We start from the raw sequence: 21,996 nt of genomic DNA on the forward strand, positions 1-21,996 counted from the left end.
TATAGATTGAAAGAAAGAGGGGGGCTTAATAAGCCCTCTCGTCTCTTAATGCGCTATTGTGTTCTTTTTTTTATCACTTTTATCTCTTCACACCATCGCTTAATAGTATCTTTATTGAACTTATGGTTATAACCCGCCTCAGTCACATAAGCCGACAATATGTTTGCCGCTTGCGTATAATTAGCTGAAAGAGTGCCGTGTGTTTTCTCGTAAAGAGTGACAATGGCTATTTTACAGGTTGTCGATAGTCGACCCGTGTTGCTAGTACTAGCTTGGTGACGACGTGAAATGATGGCGTTAGGAATGGGCTTCCCTGTAATCTTAAGTCGGTGAATTAATGCCTTTCGCTGTAGATAAGTGATAGAAAAATTCTGATCAGTATTAAAATAAGCGGCGTCTCTCAACGCTTTTATCACGGACTCCCTTTCGGTTTTTTCAAATTCTTGATAGTCATCAAAAGGCAGAGGATTGAAGGGCTTACGATAAAGTGCCACAGGGGGAAAGGGTGGCACTGCCTTTAATTATTCGGCACAGATAAGAATGCGCTTCGCAGTGATTTAAATAGCCTTCAGTGATAAAAGCATCCAACACAACACTTAAATCCATGTATGCAAACTCGGCGTATTCGTCAAGGAATGAATCGTTCATTAATTAATGCCTATTATCCATTTACTAATATGAAACACACATCGAAAAGTGTCAGTTAATATTTGAGGCCAGTATTTTATGCATGAAAGAGAAGGGGTCTACAGAAATTAACGTAAACGTCTGATGGCAACATCATGCTTTGACTATTTTTCCTTATTCCATCTTGTTATTATTTAATTCGTAATCCTCTCACGCCTTCGGCGGCAGTAAATTTCCCTGTTGCAGCTTGTTCAACGAACTCACCCCACCAATCCATCAATACTCTGCGTTGTTCCAAATAGGTGCTGCGGTTGTAGGCACTACGTACCTTGTCCGTATCAACATGTGCCAAGGCTGCTTCGATCACATCTGGAGCAAACCCTTCCTCATTGAGAGTTGTACTGACAATGGATCTAAATCCATGTGCCACCAATATGCTTTTATACCCCATACGGCGTAAAGCCATATTCGCCGTTGTGCTATTCATTGGTTTTAATGGGTTCTTGAATGACGGGAATACGTAAGGCCGGTGTGCACTGATCGGCTTCATAGCTTCTAATACCGCCAGTGATTGGGGAGACAGTGGAATCACATGCTCACGGCGCATTTTCATTCTACTTGCTGGGATCGTCCACGTTTTATCTGCCAGATTTATTTCATCCCAACGAGCAGTAGCGGCCTCCGCAGGTCTGGCAATGGTCAATAATTGAAATTCTATAACTAATCTGGTTTGCAATTCTATATTAGCGACGGACAGTGTACGCATGAGTTCTGGCAATTTTTCCGGCCTAATTGTGGGCATGTGCTTTACTGTAGGATTTTCAAAGACCTGACTAATCTTCGCGGCAGGGTTTGCCTGTATCAACCCCGCATTAACGGCATAGTTCATCACTTCATTAATACGCAGTGTAACCCGCCGTACTGTTTCTAATCGACCACTAGCACGAATAGGCTCCATTGCTTGTATAAATGTTTGTGCGGTTAGATTAGTGATAGAAACCCCTTCCACGTAAGGGAATATGTTCTTTTCCAGTGATCTCCATATGTTATTAAGTGTATCTTCGGTCAAACCCTTTGATTTTTTTACTGTGAACCAATCAGCAGTAATTTTAGCAAAAGTATTGTTATTAAACGCTTTTTCTTTCTCTTGTTGCTGTCTTTGTTGTTCCTGAGGGTCGATTCCTTGTGCCAAGAGTGCTCTTACCTCCTCTCGTACACGTCTTGCTTCTGCCAGCGATAAAGTAGGGTAATGTCCTAGTGTTAAAGTTGTCCGCTTGTTCGTTGTAGGATGGTAGTAGCGTAGACGCCATGTTTTAATGCCTGATGATTTAACAAACAGCAGTAATCCACCACCATCGTATAAAGATAAATCTTTGTTGGTTGCCTTTGCCGCTTTCACTTCGGTATTAGTCAAGGGTTTTGCTTGTATTGCCATATTAATCACCATTAATAGGACTATGGGACTACCTATTTTGGAGATTAAAAAATAGAGTCCCAAATCTAGTCCCTAAAAAACAGAGTATAACCATGCCACACTCAAAGATAACAGGCAACAAAAAACCCGCAAATCTAGTTAGAGTGCGGGTTTCTTTAAAACCACAGTCAGTAAAAGATACTGGCTGATATAATGCTTGGTGCCCGGACTCGGAATCGAACCAAGGACACGAGGATTTTCAGTCCTCTGCTCTACCGACTGAGCTATCCGGGCAACGGGGCGCATTAAACCTCATTGACGTTTCAGCGTCAATGAGTTTTTCTTATCAAGGAGTCAGTTGCTTTTTTTTTGGGCGTAACTCATGCAATACATTGACCGATTGTGACAGTGACCCAACAGATGAGTTACTATCGTAGATACTGATCAGGATTTAAGGATAGTTAAGTAGTGAGTGAATTAATTCATGATGGGATAGAGCGTCAAGCTTTGTACACTTTTACTGAAAACGCCTACCTGAATTATTCCATGTACGTCATCATGGATCGGGCGTTGCCGTTTATTGGTGATGGGTTGAAGCCGGTACAACGCCGCATTGTCTATGCTATGTCGGAGTTGGGACTAAATAATAACGCTAAATTTAAAAAATCAGCGCGGACCGTAGGTGATGTGTTGGGTAAATACCATCCGCACGGTGACAATGCCTGTTATGAAGCGATGGTGCTAATGGCACAAACTTTTTCTTATCGTTATCCGTTAGTCGATGGACAGGGAAACTGGGGAGCACCCGATGATCCCAAATCTTTTGCGGCAATGCGTTATACCGAATCCCGTTTGTCAAAATACGCTGACGTGTTGTTGGCTGAATTGGCTCAGGGAACAGTGGACTGGATCCCCAATTTTGATGGCACCCTGCAAGAGCCCAAAATGCTGCCTGCCCGCCTGCCTAACATTCTGTTAAACGGCACGACCGGTATAGCAGTGGGTATGGCTACCGATATTCCACCCCATAATGTGCAAGAGATCGCTGACGCTGTGATCCTGTTGATCGATAAACCCACAGCATCGTTGGAAGATATACTAAGCTGTGTACGAGCACCTGATTTTCCCACCGAAGCAGAAATCATTACCCCTGCTAATGAGATCCATAAGATTTACCAAAGTGGTCGCGGTTCAATACGTATGCGAGCGCTATGGAATAAAGAAGAAGGCAATGCTGTAATCACCTCTCTGCCGCATCAGGTATCTGGTGCTAAAGTGTTGGAACAGATCGCCAATCAAATGCGTGCCAAAAAATTGCCGATGATAGAGGATTTACGTGATGAATCTAATCATGAAAATCCTACACGTTTAGTTATCGTTCCTCGCTCTAATAGAATCGATTTGGAATCGGTGATGAATCATTTATTTGCCACCACCGATCTTGAAAAAAGTTATCGTATCAATATGAATATGATCGGGCTGGATCGTCGCCCATCCGTCAAAGGATTATTGGATATTTTGAACGAATGGTTAGTCTACCGTCGTAATACGGTGCGTTGTCGTCTGCATTATCGTTTAGAAAAAGTGCAGAAACGTTTGCACGTTTTGGCAGGTTTACTGATTGCCTTACAAGATCTTGATGACGTGATCCATATCATTCGCACGGAAGATGACCCCAAAGTTGTACTAATACAGCGTTTTACACTTTCGGAAATCCAGGTTGAAGCGATCCTTGAACAAAAACTTCGTCAGTTGGCTAAGTTGGAAGAGATAAAAATCGCAGATGAGAAGGATGAATTAGCCAAAGAGCGGGATCGACTGCAGGAATTGTTAGCATCAGAAAGTGAATTAAACAGCTTATTGAAAAAAGAAATCCAAACCGATGCTGCTAAATACGGTGATAAGCGCCGATCTCCCTTGATCGCACGAGGAGAAGCCAAGGCGATGAGTGAACATGATATTGTGCCTTCTGAATCTGTCACCGTAGTGTTATCTAAAATGGGCTGGGTGCGTAGCGCCAAAGGGCATGAGATTGATCCCAGTGGATTAAGTTATAAAGCCGGTGACGGTTTTTGCGCTTGTGCTCAAGGTAAAAGCAACCAACCCGTGGTGTTTATTGACTCTACGGGTCGTAGTTATTCGCTTAATACGCTGGCGTTGCCTTCCGCTCGTGGCCAAGGAGAGCCGCTCACTGGCAAATTCACTCTACCTCCCGGAACCACCATCGAACATCTGCTTATGGCTGCCGACGATCAAAAATTGTTGATGGCCTCTGATGCAGGTTACGGTTTTATTTGTAGCTTCAGTGATCTTGTCACTAAAAATCGAGCAGGTAAGACATTAATTGCGTTGCCAGAGAATGCCAGAGTCTTACCACCACTGGAAATTTGTGATTCTAACGATATGTTGCTATCAATTACCGCTGCGGGACGGATGCTGATGTTTCCGGCCGCCGACTTGCCTACCCTACCGAAGGGGAAAGGCAACAAAATTGTGTCTATTTCATCGAAGCAAGCAGCAGCGGGCGAAGATCGATTGATGTGGCTATTGATATTACCGCCTCAAGCGTCGATCACACTGTACAACGGCAAACGTAAATTAACCTTACCGCCGGAAGAATTACAGAAATTTCGCGCTGAACGTGGGCGTAGAGGTTGTGTATTGCCACGTGGCTTAACACGAGTTGATCGAGTTGATGTCTTAGGTAAATTATCCTGATATCTATCCAGGAGTCCACCATTCGAAATGATAATTATTAGGAATATCCGATGGCTTTTCTTGATCCAACTTTGCTGATTTTACTGGTGCTCGCTACATTAGGGATCTTCAGCCATAACATGCCATTAACCTGGGCAATTTTGACGTTGTTTATCGTCCGTATCACACCCATGAGTCAGTTTTTCCCTTGGATTGAAAAATATGCTCTCACTCTCGGGATACTGATTTTGACCATTGGGATGATAGCCCCGATTGCCAGTGGTAAGATCAATGTCAATGATATTACTCACTCTTTTCTTCATTGGAAGCCTCTTTTAGCGATTGTCGTTGGTGTGGTGGTTTCCTATTTAGGCGGCAGAGGTGTATCACTGATGACCAATCAACCTTCAGTGGTCGCCGGATTACTTGTCGGGACGGTTTTAGGTGTGGCGTTGTTCAAAGGGATTCCGGTAGGGCCGCTGGTTGCTGCTGGTTTGCTTTCATTGCTGATTGGTAAGCAGTAAAAATGGCGAAACAGTCACTCAGTAAACAGAAGTTGGTAAGCGAGATTGGTAAACAATAAGATAATCAGTCCATTATTTTACAATAGTCAACAGCAGATGCAGCAACAAGGTGTCCGCCGTTTATTTGTTATCAGTGGTGATGCTGACTGGTGTCGGCAACAGGCTCGACTACTGGGTCAATCGTTGCCTGGCGATTGGCAATGGATCAGTGAGATGGAAACTCAAGTGAGTGCCATCCCGGCTATCGCCGCCAAAAAATTGCTGGGACAAGAAAAAATGCACGCTGTATTTGATGCCACCATGGCACTCAATGTCGAAGCCTTGGCGATATTAGCGGGTACTTTGCGTGCCGGTAGCTGGTTACTACTGCTAGTGCCGAAGTGGCGTCTTTGGCCGCAGCTAACGGATAAGGATAGTTTACGTTGGAGTGAACAACATGATCCCCTTGCCACTCCAAATTTTATTAATCATTTTCAGCAACAACTTTTGGTGGATAAAGAAATCGCTTTTTGGCATCAGGGACATCCTTCCTTTATCCCTAGAATGCAGACGCGGCCTGAGCATCGATGGCAGGATGGTATGCCGACTTCGGAGCAACAGACTATTTTGCACCGATTAATGCGAGCTAAAAGGGGTGTATGGGTACTAACTGCAGCACGTGGACGAGGTAAATCCACACTGGCAGGTATGTTAATTGCGCAATGGCAGGGGATTTGTTGGATAACTGCGCCGAGTAAAGCTACGACCGAAGTATTGTGTCAGCAGATACGGTGCCAGAAAACAGATAAACCCGTGGTGTTTTGGGCACCCGATGCTCTGCTAAATTTTTGTCGTCAGTACAGTGTCAGTCAGGTGGATTGGTTGCTTATCGATGAAGCAGCAGCGATCCCCATTCCCTTGCTCTCCTCGCTGCTGAAGTATTTCCCCAGGATCCTACTAACTACCACTATCCAGGGCTATGAGGGTACCGGTCGTGGTTTTTTGCTGAAATTTTGTGCCAATCTAACACAGTGGCATCATCTGATCCTCACCGATCCTATTCGCTGGGCGGTTGATGACCCACTGGAACGCTTTTTAAATCAAACATTGTTGTTTAATGATCCTCCTCCTACAGTCGTTAACTCTAGTGTAAGCGTGCAGATCCTGTCTTGCCAACAACATGAATGGCGCCTGAAACCGCATTTACTACGCTGTTTCTATGGTTTGTTATCCAGCGCTCATTATCGTACGACACCACTTGATCTACGACGCTTGATGGATGCGCCAGGGATGCATTTTACTACCGCTTTTGCAGCGGGATCACTGATTGGGGCGATATGGCTAGTGGAAGAGGGTGGCTTAGATAGTCAATTGGCGCGAGATATTTGGGCGGGACGTCGACGACCAAGAGGCAATTTAGTTGCACAGTCGCTAGCTGCACACAGTGGACAATGGTTAGCACCGACTCTGCGCTCTCGCCGTGTTAGTCGAATAGCCGTAACGGCAATATGGCGGCGACAAGGGATTGCCAATCGTATGATACAAGAAGAGAAAGAATCTGCACTGCAACAGAAACGAGATTTTTTATCTGTCAGTTTCGGTTATAACGATGAATTAAACAGTTTTTGGCAAGCATGTGGTTTTAAATTGCTGCGAATAGGTGACCGTAAAGAAGCCAGCAGTGGTTGCTATACCGCGATGGCAATATTGCCGCTAAGTAAAGCAGGAGAGATCTTGTGTCAATCGGCACAACAACAATTGGCACGGGACGGAGCCTGGTTACAGGCTTGGTTACAACCTTCGTTACAGCCACAGCAAGAATATTTTTTACAGCAAGGTAAAATTGATCAATCACTCAATGATGATGACTGGCGTGAATTAGCCGGTTTTGCCTATGCTTACCGCTCACTGGCGACGAGCTTGGCGGCTCTACAGAGATTGTTGCTTAGTAGTCCGCTACCATTACCTATGCTACGCCAGCATTTACAACAGCGGTTATCGACGATGGAAGTGGTAGCAAGTCGCAATTTGAGTGGACGCAAGGCGTTGATGTTACTCTGGAGACAGGAGGTTCAACAGGCATTGCTAGCGTTAGATAAGGCACGTAGCGATATTTGGAAAGCGTGGGCGATAGATACTTCCTATTTGTGAATTAAGACCGCAAAACATATAAAGAGTCTACCTCTTCTTTTGAGTATACAATGTGAAACTTGTGTCTAATGTTAAATAGAGCATTTGGTGAAAAGCTAAGAATCTGCAATAATCGCCCACTGATTTATTCTATGTAGAGATATCGATGTTGTACCCGATTAATGAGATCTTTCAGTCGTTGCAGGGAGAAGGTTATTTCACTAACGTTCCGGCAATTTTTATACGGTTACAAGGCTGTCCGGTAGGTTGTAGCTGGTGTGATACCAAACACACTTGGGAAAAGAAAAACGACCGAGAAGTTGACCTACAACGTATCATGGTGAAGAACTCAGTGAGTGATGATTGGAGTAATGCCAATGAGCTACAGCTGTTGAATGTCTTGCAGGAACAGGGATACAGCGCCCGTCATGTGATCATAACCGGTGGAGAACCTTGTATTTATGATCTGGTGCCGTTAACCGCAGAACTAGAAAAAAATGGCTATCGTTGCCAGATCGAAACCAGTGGTACTCATGAAGTACACTGTTCTGCTGCAACCTGGGTGACGGTATCGGCAAAAGTCGATATGCGCGGTGGATTGAAAGTACTTGAGCAAGCATTACAGAGAGCTGATGAAATAAAACATCCCGTTGCGCGTGAACGGGACATTGAGCAGCTAGATGAGTTACTGGCTAAGTTACACGATGATAAAAAAAGGATCATTGCGTTACAACCTATCGGAAAAGAAAACAAGCAGACAGATGGGGCAACCCAGCTCTGCATTAAAACCTGTATTGCCCGTAATTGGCGATTATCTGTACAAATGCATAAATACTTGAATATCGCTTGATACTTCTGTTCTTCTAGATTCATTCACCTTTATATATGCAGCCTGCTGAACAGGTTTCTTTTATTATCACAGCACTGAGTTCAGCAAGTTCTGGTTTAAGCTGTTTCCAAATCCAACTTGCTAATATTTCACTGGTAGGGTTCTCCAGGCCGGGAATATCATTCAGATAATGATGATCCAAACACTGCCAAATGGGTTGAAATGCCTCTTTCAGTTTAGAGAAATCTATCAGCCAACCTTGATGAGGATCCACTTCACCCGTCACTTCTAGCCGAACCGTAAATGAATGACCATGCAAACGCCCACATTTATGGCCTTTGGCAACATTCGGTAGCCTATGTGCGGCTTCAAATTGAAAATCTTTAAACAAAGTGGTGATCACAATTTCAGTCTTCCTTTGTTAGAACCTGTTCAAAATCTATTGCGCTTACTGATACTTTGTCAAAAATGCGCTCAGCATGCTTATTTATTGACCAGGATCCAAGATGATGCTTTTATCATTTTCGATGGCTTTATCACTTCCAAAGCATCAAACCATTTTTCGTTATCCTTGTCAGATTTTCTGCCAAAGATTCACCATCAGGAAAAATTAGCCCTGATGCAATATCCGCTAGAGGGTAGAGCATAAACTCTCTTTCTTTCAGACCGTAATGAGGAACGACAAGGCGCTCGCTATTTATGATGTGATCACCGTATAACATGATATCCAGATCCAATGTGCGAGCTCCCCAGCGTTGTTCTTTTCTAACTCGCCCCTGCTGAAGTTCAATAGCTTGAGTATAATCCAGCAATTTTTCTGCCGACAAGAGAGTGTCCACAGCAACCACAGCATTAAGATAATCTGGTTGTTCCTGTGATCCTAAAGGTTTACTACGATAAAACGGCGAACATTTTATCAGTTCACTACATGGCAAATTGGCCAATGCCTTCAATGCTGATGTAATTTGCTGCAGCGGCTGTGCCAGGTTACTCCCCAAGGAAATATAAACTCGGATCATAGCGATTTTGCTACCATTTCTTTACGGTATCTGTGTCTCTGGTTTGTGGAACGACGGAAGTGGTATGGTGCCACCGCTAAGGTTCCTAGCATCAATTGCTGCTGCTCCGGCAGCCCTTCCTGAAATTCGCTCCACCATTGACTCAGGCTCTGTAATTTATGGCTTTTTTCTGTTTCGGCTCGTAGCACGAGTAGATCATAGGCAGCTCGAAATTTCGGATGTTCCATAAGCTGGTAAGCACGTTTCCCTTGACGGAGAGAAAAGCGTAACTGCAATAACCAAATGTCTTGTACCATCATAGTGATGCGTTTCGGAATAGCTAATGAACGGCTTACTTCTTCCAGTACATTATCTATCGCCAAAGAGAAAGCATCACAATAGGGTAAACCACTTTCCTGTTTTAGCTTTTGAGTACATTCAACCAACGGGTACCATAACATGGTCGCAAATAAAAATGCTGGATTGACCCGCTGATCATGATGCAATCGATAATCGGTATTTTTCAGTAGCTGAATTAAAATACGTTCCATTAATGAGTCATGTTGCTGAGTAAAATAGCGAGAAACCAGCGGGAATAGCGGTTGAAAAAGCTGGTATTCACAGAGTTTTAAATAACTTTTATAGCCACAACCGCCCTGTAATAATTTAAGGGTTTCTTCGAATAAACGAGCCGATGGAATTCCGCTCAATAGTGGAGCCATACGCGGGATAGGTTCAGCCGTCTCAGGGCTGATAGTCATATCCAACTTGGCAGCGAAGCGCACGGCACGCAGCATTCGCACAGGATCTTCCCGATAACGAACTTCAGGATCACCTATTAAGCGAATAACCCCTTTTTTTAGATCACGTAGACCATCAGAGTAATCTCGTAGTACGAAATCTGAACCTCCATAGTAAAGGCTATTTATCGTGAAATCGCGACGTTGCGCATCTTCTTCAATAGAACCGAAGATATTATCTCGTAATAGCATCCCATTTTCGGTCTGCTGTGAAGAGTGTTCATCACCATTTTCATCATGATGACCACGGAAAGTTGCGACTTCAATAATTTCATGACCAAATATGATATGAGCCAAACGGAAGCGACGTCCAACTAAGCGGCAATTATTGAATAACTTGCGCACCTGCTCTGGTGTGGCATTAGTTGTAATATCAAAATCCTGTGGCTTTTTACCGAGCAGCAAATCACGAACACCACCACCGACTAAATAAGCCTCATAGCCAGATCTATTCAAACGATGAAGCACCTTCCATGCATTATCGCTGATATCTCTGCGAGCAATGTTGTGCTTACCACGAGGAACCACTGTCATTAGACACTTTTCCTCAGGCAGCCTCCGCGCAGTTGCCTGGCTGGCAATTTTATCTTCAATAACAACTTTACTTTTGCAGATCAGGATCTTGCGGCAGAAATTGGCGACTCGGGTAAAAATGGTACACCTCGATAGTGACGAATAAAAAAAGTTAAACAACGATAACACCCTAGCCTGTCATCTGCTTTTCACGTATTTCAGCCAAGGTTTTACAATCAATACACAGATCAGCTGTGGGTCGCGCTTCCAAGCGGCGAATACCAATTTCTTCATAACAGACATCACAGAAGCCGAAGTCTTTATCTTCGATTCTGTTCAGCGTTTTTTCGATTTTCTTGAGCAACTTACGTTCGCGGTCACGGTTACGCAGTTCGAGGCTAAATTCTTCTTCTTGTGCCGCCCTGTCAACAGGATCAGGAAAGTTAGCCGCCCCGTCTTGCAAATGGGTTACAGTATGATCGACTTCACCCCTGAGTTGATGCCGCCATTCTGTCAGGATCCTTTTGAAATGAGCCAGCTGATTAACATTCATGTACTCTTCACCTGGTTTCTCTTGGTAACGTTCCAACCCAGCGTTGGCGAGAATGCTCAAGGGTATGGTTTTATGTTTCTGCCCTTCTTGCATGATGTTTCTCCTACATTCATACGCACTGTATTCATACGCATTATTGAAAACCCCAAACAGGGGAAAATCAGGCCGCTATAAATAACAGATGAAAGATAAATTGGCAATTATTCCTGTTACTGGCTTAAGAAGTGTAGCCAATTATTTTTACTGTAGACTACCGTGCTTACGTCAGCAGCTCTATTAACGGTGATAACGGTTCTGACAATAGCCATTTTTTTGAGGGTCTATTCGAAATCTGTTGCACTCGCTGATGTCCAGGCAGACAACCGATCCCAATATAGCAGTTAGATGTACTCTCTGCCCGAAACAATTTGACCACAGCAATAGGTCTATACGGCTGTCTTCATTAATATATTTAATTTCTTATTACTCATAATTGTAACTAATTGATTCAATAATAGACTTTTTGCATAACCTACTGCGTGGTGTGAGAATGATAGAGATAACCCAGCCGAGATACTCTACAGTGCAATTTACATTTACCTCCATTCAAAACGACATAAAATAAGTATGGTAAAAAAGCCAGGGACGGTCTAGATTTAGCGTATTGTCATGGAAGCGTTATATCAAGCAGATTAAGGATGATTGCTATGCCAAGAATGCAGGCTTCAACAACAGTTCACCCCTCGACGGTCTCACAAACCCCTTATGTACCCATTTACTATACTGGTGAACAGGCCACTGAGATCCATGTTTTTAAACAGTCTGCAAACTATCCTCAATTTAGAAAAGAATATGAGCAGGCTATTGATAATATCATTAGGTTCTATAACCAACATAGTCCGGATAAAGGGCTTAGTGTTATTACATCGGAACATGGGATCAAGGCCACAGTAGAGGAAATGTTAACGCAATTCAAAGCTGAACTGTTTGCCGGTAACGTTGATGTGACTTATCTGCATAGTCTTTATTCAGCAAAACAACATATGGAAGAGATTGCTCAACTTCTTGTAGAAAGAGACAAAGAAGGTAAACGAGAGGCAGGAATAGAGAGGATAGAAAAACAACCGGTAGAAGAAAGGGACGTTCCTCTCGAAAAAAAACTGGATGAAATTTGTGAACTGGCAAAAAAAATTAAGTGGTGTGGTTCTGGCGTTAAAAGTTATATCTTGAATACTAAACTCAGCCTGAGTACTCCATTTGGCGATCTCTTAAGCAAAATGGATATCGTTAAATTAAAAATAGCAAGTCGGGTGGTCACTGAGTTTACCAGTAGTGATGCTATACCCGTCTATTATAGAGCCGGTGTACACACTTTTAATTTTTACCTTGATCGATTTAGTGAAGAACTTAACATCCCTCGCAGTCACGATCCACACGCACGATTTATGCCGATAGACTCACGAAATTACCTGGCTTGTCAGCAAGCGTTAATGGCTGCCGTAACGCCCTATAACCTGACTTATGAGCTGGCTATGCATTATTTGCACAATCTGCGTAATATCTTCCCAAAAAACCCGTCCGACAAAATGCCAGAATTTTCTTTAATACGGGATACTGTCATTGCTTTGCAACCGGGCTATGGAGAAATCAGCTTATCTTCTCTTATCGAGGAAGCCGCAGACGGTGGCTATCAGCTACGGCAAGATATGACTTTACTGCAGGTGGACATCGCCAGACAACTCTCTCAGCTCTCACGTTCATTGCCTAAAAACCGCTGGCCAAGCTGGTCAATAGAAACATTATACGATGATAGCAGGGGAATAAGATTCAGCGGATAGGTGACTTATTTTGGCGAGAAGAAGAGGGTGAGTTAAGCCCACTGGATATGATACATCTCAAGCAATACAGCCACTATACCGATCAAATTGCTTCTGGGCAGATAATGCGCATTCTGGGGAAAACCAGTGAGCAAGATGCGCAGTGGCTAAGTCAACTTAATCCTAGATATCTACAGGCAGCAGAGCCGAAGGAAATTGCCTTGTTTTTCTCAAAACTGGGTGACGAGGAGAGTATCGCCTATGCAAGACGCCATAGTGGGTGGTTCAAAACACTGGCAACTAATCCATTAATGCCGATTCTATTAAAACGCCCAGGTGATCAACTGGCTAACATTCCGGCTGATTTGTTACAGGAAGCGTCCCCTGCAGACCTTGCTTTGTTTTTCTTAAAATTGGGTGATGAGGGAGGTATTGATTATGCGCAACGTTATATTGAATGGTTTAAAACGTTAACAGTCAATCCATTGATGTCGGTACTCTTAACACTGCCTAATGAGAAGCTAGCCGACATTTCTGTTGATTTATTGCCAACGATGAACACGGCAGAAATATGCTATTTTTTTGAGCAGCGGAACAATTATCGTGCTGCAACTTATATCCAAAATTACGTTACCTGGTTTAACAGTCAATATCAGAATATATCCTATGATGTGGCAGATCCTTGGACTGCCCAGGATATCGAACCAAGGCGTCTACTGTTAGAAATAATTATTAAGCAGGCCTTGGCAGCGCCGCACAGTCCCCCCATTAGTCATGCAGGTATTCTGGGTAATTTATTGATTTGTGCTATCGAATATGAAGATAAGTACATGGCTCGTTTATTGCTGCAACGAGAAGAAATCGGTTTAAAGCAGATTCAGTATGGGCATCGTGAGAATCCTTTATTTTTGGCACTAAGGAAAAACCAAACCGAATTAGTCACCCTATTGTTAGCTCGGCATCCATTAGCAGATTATCAAGATCCCGGTCGTTATAACGTGCTTTATCATCCAGTCGCACACAAAAATTTCGAGATACTTAGAGAACTGTTGATTGCCGGTGCTGATCCGGATGAAAAAAATGTGTTGATGAGAGATTTATTTAACACGCGTGTCGCGACCAAAACCACGATTTTGGAACAGGCTGTTTTGTCAAAAGACAGCAGGATGGTGAAGATATTACTGGCGTATCAAGCCAAGGATGATTCCGCTAATGCATTGATGCTTGCCATCGAACAAGGAAATATCGAAATGGTTAGAGCGTTGGTAACCTTAGAGCGCCCACCTCCCTCCAACCCAGACCAATCCAACATTTACCATCGAGCGATAGCTTGTGCACAGCGAGCCCCCAATTCCCCAGCCGTTATCAGCATTCTTCAACGGGAAAAACATAATTTAACATGGCCAAATAATCTGCCGGATCATGCGACTTCAAATCTATTTCGTTACCGGGTATTTTCCATTGCTGAGCTAGATGAACCGGCAGTAATATCTGGTCAATTCTATAAAGATATACAGAGTTCTCTTGCTAGATTAAACGATCCACTGATATCCGATAGCGAGCAGATCGAAACTGCTTTCATTTTGAAAAACCAGATACAGTCTTATATTCGTCGGTATCCGAATTCTAAGCGTAATCCGGATTTTTTAACGCTCAATTATCAAATCGATAAGGTGTTATTTATCTCGGATGAGCAAAAATCTGTCAATAAGGGGATCCTTGATATTGCACAAACACAGCCGGCATTGGCGGCGGATGTGTATCAGATGATATTTAATGAGTCTCTTTATGTTCGACCCATTTTAATGGATTTTATTATCCGAGGGATGAAAAAAAATTATTACTTCATGGTAACCCAGGGAATTTCTGGTGCACTGCCGGATGAAAATAATCTGGGCTTTGGCGTCATCTTCCACATTCCACTGACCGAGAAATTTAAAGATTTTGAGACTGCATTATCAATGGCGCAAGAAAAAAGGTTATTAAAGAAAATTGCGGTTGATAGAGTAAAAAGATGGATCCATGTGGGCTACACAGTTAAAGAATTATACGCATTAAATTTCCATCAAAAAGAGGCAACACAGGCTATTGTTCCCCTACTGCTTGCACTCCATTCTGACCATAATCATTATAATGATGAACATAAGGTGTTTGATAAATATGCCAATAAAGAGTATGTACGCAAGCAGCAGAAAGCAGGTTTACTGCGCATAAAACAAACTTACCACAGCATTTACCATACCAATATAGCGGCTTGGGATAAGCAGTATTCATTTGAATCTCGGCTTCAGCTCAATCAACTACTCCATCAACAAACCAGCGTAAAAGGGCGGTTCGCTCTGCTGCTTGAGGGGCGTCAGGGGTTGTTGATGAACCTGCAATTTGGTTTGTTAGATCGGCATGATCTTATTATTCCACAGATTGATACACTGAAAGAACTGGGTGTCACTACCCTGGCTTTACCTCTGCTCGGCATAACACAACCGTTCATCGATGATTACCAGCGTACCAGGCAGATGCCAATGTATTTACAAATGATGTTACATCATGCTGGTCTGGAAAGATTGTTTATTGCTGCCTGTGAAAAAGGGATGAACGTCATTGCGCTGGGCAAAAGAACTTCTGCTTGGAACACCATGTACAAAAAAAGTATGGTAAATAATCTGGCGGAGGAAAAACTAAAATCGGTGCCTAAAGGTGAAAAATTCATTGTCGTCGCTGATGATACGCTTTTTCTATCTAATCCTGGTAGAGGACGTTTCTTACCAGGTATTGCTCACCGTTTGGGATTGCCTGTAGTGGGTATCGATGAACAAAACAGGTTTTATATCCGAGCCGATGATCTCTCGCAGCGTGGTGTTTATGACAATGTGGGAGATGCTTATCACCAAGGATTAAGTGATCATCATTCTCACTCAGCATGGCGAAATAATGATGTGGACGGATGGAGCCGGGCAACAGTTAATCTAGTTAGCAACCACACCAATACGCGATTTGATGGCCAGCTTATTCTTCAGCTTGAAGATGACGTCGAAGTCAGAGACGCGGCAGCAAAATTGGCCGGAAAGCATCCAAATAAATCGGTGTTTGTGCAGCTCGACAGTGAGGGCAACTATCGTGTCATCTATGGCTCCTTGCGGTGGCTGACCGGTAATCTGCGCTGGCAAGTGGTAGGGCATGGCCGTGGCGGTGAAAACCATATTAATCATCAAACACTGGCCGGGTATAATCCTGCTAGCTTGGCTAAAAAGATAACACAGCTTAGTACTCAATTGCATGCTAACTATGGTATCCATGCGGTGCCTAGCTACGTTAGCCTTGTAGGATGTTCGTTAACTGACGAAAGCGGACAAACTGGCGGTTATGCTAAAGAATTTGGCATATTACTGGCTAAGCAAGGTATCTATGCCGACATTGGTGCTCGCAGAACGAGGCTGACTGTCAATGAGCTCGGCCAGAAACTCACACCACAGGGAGCAGGTGCCTGGCAGGATAAAATAGGTGATGACAAGTTAGTATTCAGTTGGAATAAAGACGGCCAATTAGTCTCAGCCAGAAATCTGGCCGCACGCTTAGAACGTGCCGTCGTGTTGATAGATAAGCTGGCGGCGGGAGAGGTGAAATATGTTGCACTGGATGACCAGCAACGCCGTGATCTGACGGATTCTTTTCATGTAACAGAACACAGCTCAGGCACGTTAGCTGAAAAGGTTTTGGACGTAAAACAATTAATGCTAACTGTTTTTGATAGTAAGTACCATCAGTGGTGGCGCCACCAGGTTGATCAACTTTTACAACTGCAAGGTATTCACTCACAATTACGTGAATTAAGTGGTCAAGTAGCGCGGCAACAAAGCCAACATTGGAATACCAGCCAGGCAAGCAGCCTCGCTGCGTGGCAGAACGCAGGCATAAAAAATCTCACGTCTGGTGTAGAAATTCAGACACACCTTTCTCCTCAAGGGCTATTTATTAGCAATAAAAGCGCTCGTGCTCAGGCTGCCGCTGCCGGGCTCGGATTAATCTGGCTTCATGCTCACATGTTGGGAACAACCGAAACACAGCGTTTTTTTCAGGGTGTAGTGACGCACGCCCTGATTAACGAACAAAGAGCAAAAGGCAGCCTATCCGATGTAAATTCACGTCAGATTGATGCATTCCGCCATAAATTTAATCAATTGGCATCAATCGATCTCAATAATCAAGCGATCTTTACTCGTCTGCAGGCGCATGCTTCTGATCATGATGGTGGAGAATATCTATTAAAAACTGACCATCATGTATTGATGTTGTCCAGTCGTTATCAAGGTAGGCAACACAGCTATTTTTTGTATGATCCCGCTGTTGGAGAACTTAGAGTGAGTGGCCCTGATGTAGTAAAAAACAGGGAAGTATTGAATACGGTGCTGCAAAACTATCTCGCGGGTAAAATTTACCCATTGGATAACCAAACTCGGGCAGAATATTATGGGGTCAAGCAACAAAGGGGCCAATATTTGTTTGAAACCTACAAAATTAATATTGCCCAGGCAAGAACGACCTATCCCGCGTTGACGGCTCTACAAGTATTGTTGAGCGATTTTCGCCATCCCCCACAATCCCTCCACACACCGCAACTTCACCATCAGTCAAAAAGGCTGGACCGGGCATTTAATTTTGTCTTAAATACGTTCACGTTAGCTCCCCGAATATTAGAAAGTATGCGTGTGACCCACGGTTGGCAACGTGCCATCAAGTTTAGTCACCGTGCAGGTATCGGGATGCAGGGATACGGTTACCTGCGTGGACTTTATGATCTTAAAAGGTATGATGAAAGAGTTAATAACAGTGCCCTTATCCAGCAAGAGATTGCCACACAGCCGGTTGATTTAGAGTTTGAAAGAAATTTTGCTATGGCTTCTTTTGCTTCAAATATAGCGATTGATGTGACTCAATACGGCTTGGGTAAACTGGGCGGCTATCTAGCGAACAGAATGGTTCCTGGCTCTCGTCTGGGCCAGATAGGCGTTAGTGCAGGTTCTAAGTTAGCCAGGTTTGGTGGGCCAATACTAGGCGGATTATCCAGTGGTTTTGATATCTTCCAGGCTCAACGGTTATTCCGTGCCCAGGCGGACATCTTAGACCCCAAAATACGACAAGATTTCATCGTTAGTGGTTCGCTTTCAGTGGTAGGGGCGGCGATCAGCATTGGTAGCGCGATTGCTTTTGCCTTAGGAGGCACGGCTGCTGCTGTCGCCGTGCCTGTTAGCCTGATTATTGGCGCAGGAATGATATTGGGTTCAGAAATCTACGGGGCTGTACGTCAAATAGAGGAGATTCAGCACCATGTGAGTTTGGATTTTATGGAAACCTTGAGCAACGGTTGGCGGGTTTTCACTGGAGAAGGACTGGATAATAGGGTACAAAATAGGATAAGTTTTAGTCAAGCAAAAAAGCTGGCTCGTCAGGAATATGACCGCCTGCTCAGAGAGCAGTCCCGGAAGATACTGTTGTCTAATAGAAATATCGACGTTCTTTACACCACTCGTGGTCAGATTAAATTGCAACAACATTATTATCGGAAAATAGTGGCTAAAGATCTGGCGGGTAGAGAGCACACGATACGTGATCACATTCTTGCCAGTGAAAATGCCAAGGCTATGGTGGCACCCTCCCTGTCTGAATATTTATTACAACATGCGCATAATCAGTACCCACCCAAACTTGGGCCACCCTCAGTAACCGACAGTGACTACCTTTATTACACCCCTGAACAACTAGTGGGTACCGACGACACTGTTGATGATAGTGGTCATCTTTCTCACCAGGTGCTTAAGGCACGGGTTGCTAATCAGTACCAAACAGTAGGTCAATTTACTGATCCTAGAGGCAAAAAACTCAGAGTACAGATCAATAATCACAATCCTATCTATTACAACATAGGTGATCACAGTGTCATGGGGGATTTTAACGGTGATGGTTGGCGTGATATCGGTTATTTTTCTCTGCAGGGATTTTATCTGTTACTGGCCGATAAAAAAGGGGGTTATGGTCAAGCCCAGCGGATAGGGCAAATTGAAGAGATCGAATCGATCTATCAGGATGCAGCAAAAAATCCAATAAAACCACGGCTTTTTGTCAGAGATATCAACCATGATGGCCGTGATGATATTGTTATCAAAGCCGGTAAGCTGAAGCCGATTCATATTTTATTAGCGCAAGAAAATAACGGTTTTATCATTAAAAAACCTAAGATGAGTTTTCCTTCTCTATGGCAATTGCGAGCAATAACCGTCCTGGCGGATATTGATGGTGATTTGCGTGCTGATTTAGTGTCATTTATCGATGATCATATCAGTATCCATTATGGTGGCACGGATGGAGAGTTTACCTCGGAAATTAGTGTACCGGTATCGAGATTAAATGGGCGCTTGGGACATGACTATATCCACCACCTCTCTGGTGATATCGATGGTGATGGTTGTGACGATATTGTTTCAATTACGCGTGAAGGCCAATTACACATCTTGTTGGGTAAAAACGACAGTTTTTTGTGGGAGCCATTTAAAAAAATATCAAAACAATCTCATCACTCTGTTCAAAAGCTACTGGCTAATTTTGGTCGCCAGCGGGTGCAGTTACATGACATGAATACTGATGGTTATGCTGATCTAGTCGTCATACAGAATGATGGCAGTTATACCATTTCTTACGGGGGAGAAGAGGGAGTATTCCGTGCCGAGATCGATGATACCTGGCGCCAGGAAAATGGCCAGACTGTAGCCTATCGTCCTAATCGATTAGCGGCCGGTGAACAACATATTCTTGGCCTTAACACAGGTAAAGATGGCCAGGCGGTCTTGTTATCTCTCAATAAGCAAGGAGACGTTAATGCGCATACTTTTAGTTCCACTCGTATTAAGGATACTATCGCCTGGTTCCGATTAGGCGATGGTAACGATAGCGCTATCGGCCATCAGCACCAGATAAATCATTTCGATGTGGCGGCAGGAAGAAAACAATTTACCGGTGGGCATCAGGCAGATCGTTTCCTGTTGATGGGTAAGGCGGCGCCAGATCAGCCCAGTGTACTGAATGGGGGAACTGCATTACAAGATCAGGGTGATGCAGTCATAGCAGCGGCTCAACTGGTTGGAACAGAAGGGTATAACATTAACCTCGATGTGGGTTACGCAAAATACCGACACAGTAAAAAAATTATTGCTGAATTACACAACATCGAACATGCCTACGGACATAGTGGCACCAATGACATATTAGTGGGTGATAATGGTAACAATGTTCTCGACGGCATGGGGGGTATAGATACTCTGATTGGCAACGATGGCAATGACATTTTGACGTTACAGGCAGGTATGGCATCGGGCGGCAGAGGAATAGACAGTTATCACATTTTACAAAATAATTCGGATCGAAATGTGACAATAGTTGTGGAAGAAACCCAGAATTTGCCGGAAGTTAGCAACATACTACTCGACTACAAAGCAGAGCAAATTACATCGATTACATTACACAAGCAAGATGTCTGGATCAGGCTACGCAATGATGAGGGGCGACTCACCACAGTGGTATTACGTGCAATGTACAGCTCCGTCGAAAATAAGCAAAGAAAACGTCAACATATTTATCACTTATCTAGCCGTGACGGTCTATTAATAACAGAATGGCCAGCTATCATGGAACATAGCTCAGACGGTGGTGGGAGGCTGCCCCATTTAACCGCGCAGTATAAACCTGAACGCGATCGTAATTGGCAGGAGCGTATTCAAGGAGCCAGAGCAGAAAATGTACAGGTTCATCTGACCGCACGTAACAGATGGGGACAGGGGCAGATTAATATCAATATTGTCGGGCATGCCAGCACAATAAATACACCTGTTATTGCGCTTCCAAGTTTTATCCAGCTGGATATGGTAGGCACAAAATTTGTCAATTACTTGGAAGGAGATGATAACAGTAACTACTTATGGAGTACTCACGGCAAAGACCTTCTCGTAGGAAAAGGGGGAACCGATCACTATATGACGGGGCTTGGGAATCGAGAAATAACCATTGACAACTATGACAATGGTGCTTCAAGTGGTGGAGAGCCTGCAGAAGACATCTTGTTGCTACCCTGGCTGTTCAAAGATATCCGTCTGACACAAAAGGGTAAGGATATTGTGCTCAGTCACCGTAATGCACCCGCTCTACACTCTAGCATCCGTCTTCTCAATTTTATGCAACATCGAGATTACCGCCATCTCTGGCTACAGGATGAGAACAGGGTACTTCAGCCGTTAATTCGTAACGATTTGGGTGCGGTATCTTTGGGACAGGTGCAGGTCACATCAGGCGATGACGTCGTCATGGTATATCATGAGACAGTGCTTACCGTTAATAAGCTTAACTTACTGGCAGGGGATGACATTTTTATTGCTCGCAGCATGGGTGGCTATACCGTGGAGGGTGGGGAAGGTGACGACGTGATAGTCATTGAAACAGGTAATAACATCCTGATAGGTGGGAAAGGTAAGGATACAATGGTAGCAGGCAATGAAAATGATATCTATCAATACGCCCGCGGTGATGGCCAGGATATTATTACCGACAGTGGTGGCCATGATAGGCTCTATTTCTCTGACCCTGATATCACCAAAGAGGATATCAGATTAAAAAGACAGGGTAATGATCTCGTTGTGTTGATTGATGGCTTGGATTCAACAAGCAGTTTGAGTGACAGTGTAACGATAAAAAATCATTATTCTCTCTCAGAGAGAGGATTACTGGAGTACAAAATCGAAATAATAACAGTGGGTGCATTTCAGTTAGCTATCAGCAGCATTGACGATCTGTTGATTGATAACATGGTTGAAGCAATGTCGAATTTTCCTTTTTCAGAACAGGCCGTATTTGACATGGGACTGACACAAGCGTCATTTTCAACGACAGATTTTCCAATTGCTGACAGAGAAAATCGTCAAGCATCCCAAGTTTAATTTGATAGAGGATTCGCTTTTTCACTCCTTATTTGATGCTCTTTCCAGAAAGAAACATACCCTGTCAACCCTACAGGAGGGAGCATCTCATTAAAAATTGCCTTGGCACCTCTACCTCGGATTGATGCACAGGGCCAAACAGGTACCCGAGTTTTCCG

13 protein-coding genes and 1 tRNA gene are annotated in these 21,996 nt (G+C 43.8%); 6 read left to right on the plus strand and 8 right to left on the minus strand.

Annotation, left to right across the window (positions count from 1 at the left end):
• Window positions 1–53 precede the first annotated feature (53 nt).
• The 4 genes from CCS41_RS06985 to CCS41_RS06995 all read right to left on the minus strand — a co-directional run bounded on the left by CCS41_RS06985 (window position 54) and on the right by CCS41_RS06995 (window position 2,335).
• Window positions 54–494: a hypothetical protein gene (locus tag CCS41_RS06985; protein WP_119797435.1), complete on the minus strand. Its 441-nt coding sequence runs from the start codon at window positions 492–494 to the stop codon at window positions 54–56.
• Window positions 478–648, minus strand: a complete 171-nt coding sequence (locus CCS41_RS16075) for a hypothetical protein (RefSeq protein WP_205411507.1) — start codon at window positions 646–648, stop codon at window positions 478–480. Before CCS41_RS16075 ends, CCS41_RS06985 begins: the two co-directional genes overlap by 17 nt.
• Before the next feature lie 169 nt (window positions 649–817).
• Window positions 818–2,062, minus strand: coding sequence for an integrase domain-containing protein (locus CCS41_RS06990; protein ID WP_072550882.1), 1,245 nt, complete (start codon window positions 2,060–2,062; stop codon window positions 818–820).
• Window positions 2,063–2,259: 197 nt separating this feature from the next.
• Window positions 2,260–2,335: transfer RNA gene (locus tag CCS41_RS06995), tRNA-Phe, on the minus strand.
• Window positions 2,336–2,509: 174 nt separating this feature from the next.
• On the opposite strand from CCS41_RS06995, the gene parC reads away from it, so the two are divergent.
• From parC to queE, 4 genes are all read left to right on the plus strand, one after another.
• Window positions 2,510–4,759 carry a DNA topoisomerase IV subunit A gene (gene parC / locus CCS41_RS07000; RefSeq protein WP_072550883.1) on the plus strand — a complete coding sequence of 750 codons (2,250 nt, stop codon included), beginning with the start codon at window positions 2,510–2,512 and terminating at the stop codon, window positions 4,757–4,759.
• 50 nt (window positions 4,760–4,809) lie between these two features.
• Window positions 4,810–5,262 (plus strand): DUF441 domain-containing protein, encoded by a 453-nt coding sequence (locus tag CCS41_RS07005; protein ID WP_072550884.1) that lies wholly within the window; start codon window positions 4,810–4,812, stop codon window positions 5,260–5,262.
• A 45-nt stretch (window positions 5,263–5,307) separates the two neighbouring features.
• Window positions 5,308–7,392 (plus strand): tRNA(Met) cytidine acetyltransferase TmcA, encoded by a 2,085-nt coding sequence (locus CCS41_RS07010; RefSeq protein WP_476727323.1) that lies wholly within the window; start codon window positions 5,308–5,310, stop codon window positions 7,390–7,392.
• A gap of 145 nt (window positions 7,393–7,537) precedes the next feature.
• Window positions 7,538–8,221, plus strand: a complete 684-nt coding sequence (queE, locus tag CCS41_RS07015) for a 7-carboxy-7-deazaguanine synthase QueE (RefSeq protein ID WP_072550885.1) — start codon at window positions 7,538–7,540, stop codon at window positions 8,219–8,221.
• Between the two features lie 19 nt (window positions 8,222–8,240).
• Here the strand turns inward: queE and queD are convergent, their stop codons facing one another.
• From queD to dksA, 4 genes are all read right to left on the minus strand, one after another.
• Window positions 8,241–8,603 carry a 6-carboxytetrahydropterin synthase QueD gene (gene queD, locus CCS41_RS07020; protein ID WP_072550886.1) on the minus strand — a complete coding sequence of 121 codons (363 nt, stop codon included), beginning with the start codon at window positions 8,601–8,603 and terminating at the stop codon, window positions 8,241–8,243.
• 133 nt (window positions 8,604–8,736) lie between these two features.
• Entirely contained in the window at window positions 8,737–9,219 is a 483-nt protein-coding gene (folK, locus tag CCS41_RS07025) for a 2-amino-4-hydroxy-6-hydroxymethyldihydropteridine diphosphokinase (RefSeq protein ID WP_072550887.1), read from the minus strand.
• Window positions 9,216–10,652: a polynucleotide adenylyltransferase PcnB gene (gene pcnB / locus CCS41_RS07030; protein WP_205411511.1), complete on the minus strand. Its 1,437-nt coding sequence runs from the start codon at window positions 10,650–10,652 to the stop codon at window positions 9,216–9,218. Before pcnB ends, folK begins: the two co-directional genes overlap by 4 nt.
• Before the next feature lie 49 nt (window positions 10,653–10,701).
• Entirely contained in the window at window positions 10,702–11,157 is a 456-nt protein-coding gene (dksA, locus tag CCS41_RS07035; RefSeq protein WP_072550888.1) for an RNA polymerase-binding protein DksA, read from the minus strand.
• A 593-nt stretch (window positions 11,158–11,750) separates the two neighbouring features.
• Here dksA and CCS41_RS07040 point away from each other — a divergent pair.
• On the plus strand, window positions 11,751–12,881 hold the full coding sequence (locus CCS41_RS07040) for a hypothetical protein (protein ID WP_119797436.1): 1,131 nt from the start codon (window positions 11,751–11,753) through the stop codon (window positions 12,879–12,881).
• A 47-nt stretch (window positions 12,882–12,928) separates the two neighbouring features.
• Window positions 12,929–21,838 carry a C80 family cysteine peptidase gene (locus tag CCS41_RS07045; RefSeq protein WP_119797437.1) on the plus strand — a complete coding sequence of 2,970 codons (8,910 nt, stop codon included), beginning with the start codon at window positions 12,929–12,931 and terminating at the stop codon, window positions 21,836–21,838.
• Window positions 21,839–21,996 lie beyond the last annotated feature (158 nt).

Origin of the sequence: Candidatus Fukatsuia symbiotica, assembly GCF_003122425.1 — a bacterium.
GTDB classification, from domain to species: Bacteria; Pseudomonadota; Gammaproteobacteria; order Enterobacterales; family Enterobacteriaceae; genus Fukatsuia; species Fukatsuia symbiotica.